Origin of the sequence: Streptomyces sp. P17, from assembly GCF_032436805.1 — a bacterium.
Classification (GTDB): domain Bacteria; phylum Actinomycetota; class Actinomycetes; order Streptomycetales; family Streptomycetaceae; genus Streptomyces.
In genome coordinates, this window is sequence record NZ_JAVRBF010000149.1 from 1 (window position 1) to 3,220 (window position 3,220).

The following is a 3,220-nucleotide window of genomic DNA, read 5'->3' on the forward strand; positions in this document are numbered from 1 at the left end:
GTCTGGAGGAGGGCGAGGTTGCGGTCGACCTCCGCCTGGGCGGTGGCCGGGATGGCGGGGAGCTGCGAGGCGACGTCCGGACAGCTGATGGTGCCGGGGCCGGCCAGCGTACGGGCGTTGCTCCTGGGCGTCTCCCCCGCGAGCGCGGAGTTGACGATCACCGCTCCGGACAGTGCCAGCGCGGCGGCGCCGCCGATCAGCGCGACACGACGCTTGTTGTACTTCGGAAGAGCCCTGGACATGCGGAAGCCTCACTCGGGTCGGGGGTGTTCGCTGTGTTTCTCGCTGTGCGAACGCGGCGCCTGCGTCCGGCGAGAGATACGGGAAAGCGGTTTCCCGCGTTCAAACCCCGGCCAGATTGACGAATCATGCAGAGTTCTGCATACTCATGCATGTCAGTCAGTGGGCGCATGTGAGGAGAGACCCGTGACCGAGCGCGTCGTACTCGCCTACTCGGGCGGTCTGGACACCTCCGTCGCCATCGGCTGGATCGCGGAGGAGACCGGCGCCGAGGTCATCGCCGTGGCGGTGGACGTCGGTCAGGGCGGCGAGGACCTGGACGTCATCCGCAAGCGCGCCCTGGCGTGCGGCGCCGTCGAGGCCGAGGTCGCGGACGCCAAGGACGAGTTCGCCGAGGAGTACTGCCTCCCGGCGATCAGGGCCAACGCCCTCTACATGGACCGCTATCCGCTGGTCTCCGCGCTCTCCCGGCCGACGATCGTCAAGCACCTCGTCGCCGCGGCGCAGAAGCACGGCGCCACCACCGTCGCCCACGGCTGCACCGGCAAGGGCAACGACCAGGTCCGCTTCGAGGCCGGCATCATCGCCCTCGCCCCCGACCTGAAGTGCATCGCCCCGGTCCGCGACTACGCGATGACCCGCGACAAGGCCATCGCGTTCTGCGAGGACAAGAACCTCCCGATCGCCACCACCAAGAAGTCCCCGTACTCCATCGACCAGAACGTCTTCGGACGCGCGGTCGAGACGGGCTTCCTGGAGGACATCTGGAACGCGCCGATCGAGGACATCTACGAGTACACCCAGAACCCGGCGGTCGCCCGCGACGCCGACGAGGTGATCGTCTCCTTCGAGGACGGCGTCCCGGTCGCGATCGACGGCAGGCCCGTCACCGTCCTCCAGGCGATCCAGCAGCTCAACGAGCGCGCCGGCGCCCAGGGCATCGGCCGGATCGACATGGTCGAGGACCGTCTCGTCGGCATCAAGTCCCGCGAGGTGTACGAGGCCCCGGGCGCGATCGCGCTGATCACGGCCCACCAGGAGCTGGAGAACGTCACCGTCGAGCGCGAACTCGCCCGCTACAAGCGCCAGGTCGAACAGCGCTGGGGCGAACTCGTCTACGACGGCCAGTGGTTCTCCCCGCTCAAGCGCGCCCTGGACGGCTTCATCCACGAGGCCAACCAGCATGTCACCGGCGACATCCGGATGACCCTGCACGGTGGCCGCGCGGTGGTGACCGGCCGGCGCTCCCAGTCGTCGCTCTACGACTTCGACCTCGCCACCTACGACACCGGCGACACGTTCGACCAGGCCGCCGCCAAGGGCTTCATCGACATCTACAGTCTGTCGTCGAAGATCGCCGCCAAGCGCGACCTGTCCTGACCGGCCCGGGGGCCCTGACCGGCCCCGCCCCCGACGGCCGCCTCCCCGTTCACGCCACGGGGAGGCGGTGCCACATCCAGATCCTCTGAGGAGCACACCAAGTGAGCAGAAACAGCGGAGACGTCCGGCTCTGGGGCGCACGTTTCGCCGACGGACCCGCCGAGGCCCTCGCCAGGCTGTCCGCGTCGGTCCACTTCGACTGGCGTCTCGCGCCGTACGACATCGCCGGCTCGCGTGCCCACGCGCGCGTGCTGCACAAGGCGGGGCTGCTCACGGACGACGAGCTGACGCGGATGATCGCGGGGCTCGACCAGCTGGCCGCGGACGTCGCCGACGGCTCCTTCGTCGGCACCGTCGCCGACGAGGACGTGCACACCGCCCTGGAGCGGGGTCTGCTGGAGCGCCTCGGGCCCGACCTCGGGGGCAAGCTCCGCGCGGGCCGGTCCAGGAACGACCAGGTGGCGACTCTCTTCCGGATGTACCTGCGGGACCAGGCACGCAGCATCGCCGGTCTCATCGCCGACCTCCAGGACGCCCTGATCGGCCTGGCCGAGGCCCACCCGGACGTGGCGATGCCCGGCCGCACCCACCTCCAGCACGCCCAGCCGGTGCTCTTCGCCCACCATGTCCTCGCGCATGTGCAGTCCCTGTCCCGGGACGCCGAGCGGCTGCGCCAGTGGGACACGCGCACGGCGGTCTCCCCGTACGGCTCGGGTGCCCTGGCGGGCTCCTCGCTCGGCCTGGACCCGGAGGCGGTGGCGAAGGACCTGGGCTTCGAGCACGGGTCTGCCGCCAACTCCATCGACGGCACCGCCTCCCGTGACTTCGTCGCGGAGTTCGCCTTCATCACCGCGATGATCGGCGTGAACCTCTCGCGGATCGCCGAGGAGATCATCATCTGGAACACGAAGGAGTTCTCCTTCGTAACCCTGCACGACGCGTTCTCCACGGGCTCGTCGATCATGCCGCAGAAGAAGAACCCCGACATCGCGGAGCTGGCGCGCGGCAAGTCGGGCCGTCTGATCGGCAATCTGACCGGCCTGATGGCGACCCTGAAGGCGCTCCCGCTCGCCTACAACCGCGACCTCCAGGAGGACAAGGAGCCGGTCTTCGACTCCTGCGACCAGCTGGATGTCCTGCTCCCCGCCTTCACCGGCATGATCGCCACGCTCACCGTCCACCGGGAGCGCATGGAGGAGCTGGCCCCGGCCGGCTTCTCCCTCGCCACGGACGTGGCCGAGTGGCTGGTCAAGCAGGGCGTCCCGTTCCGGGTCGCGCACGAGGTGGCCGGCGCCTGCGTCAAGGCCGCCGAGGCGGAGGGCAAGGAACTGGACGAGCTGACGGACGAACAGTTCGCGAAGATCTCCGAGCATCTGACCCCCGAGGTCCGCACGGTCCTGAACGTCCCGGGCGCCCTGGCGTCCCGCAACGGTCGCGGGGGGACGGCGCCGAGCGCGGTGGCGGTGCAACTGGCGGAGCTGAAGCAGGACGTAGCCGCACAGCACGACTGGGCGAGGGCCAAGCGGGCCTAGGGGGTGTTTTGAAAGTCCTGTGCGGTGCCCGCGGTGTTCGGTGCGTGCCCTCGGCGTGCCGGACGAAG

General features: G+C 69.7%; 2 protein-coding genes and 1 pseudogene. 2 read left to right on the forward strand and 1 reads right to left on the reverse strand.

Annotated features, from left to right (window positions below; translation table 11 throughout):
* Positions 1-242: pseudogene (locus RMT89_RS39855) on the reverse strand (hypothetical protein); the annotation flags it as partial.
* Positions 243-426: 184 nt separating this feature from the next.
* Here RMT89_RS39855 and RMT89_RS39860 point away from each other — a divergent pair.
* Both RMT89_RS39860 and argH read left to right on the forward strand, forming a co-directional pair.
* Positions 427-1,620: an argininosuccinate synthase gene (locus RMT89_RS39860; RefSeq protein ID WP_315888641.1), complete on the forward strand. Its 1,194-nt coding sequence runs from the start codon at positions 427-429 to the stop codon at positions 1,618-1,620.
* 101 nt (positions 1,621-1,721) lie between these two features.
* Positions 1,722-3,152, forward strand: coding sequence for an argininosuccinate lyase (argH, locus tag RMT89_RS39865; protein ID WP_315888642.1), 1,431 nt, complete (start codon positions 1,722-1,724; stop codon positions 3,150-3,152).
* The last annotated feature ends 68 nt before the right edge of the window (positions 3,153-3,220 follow it).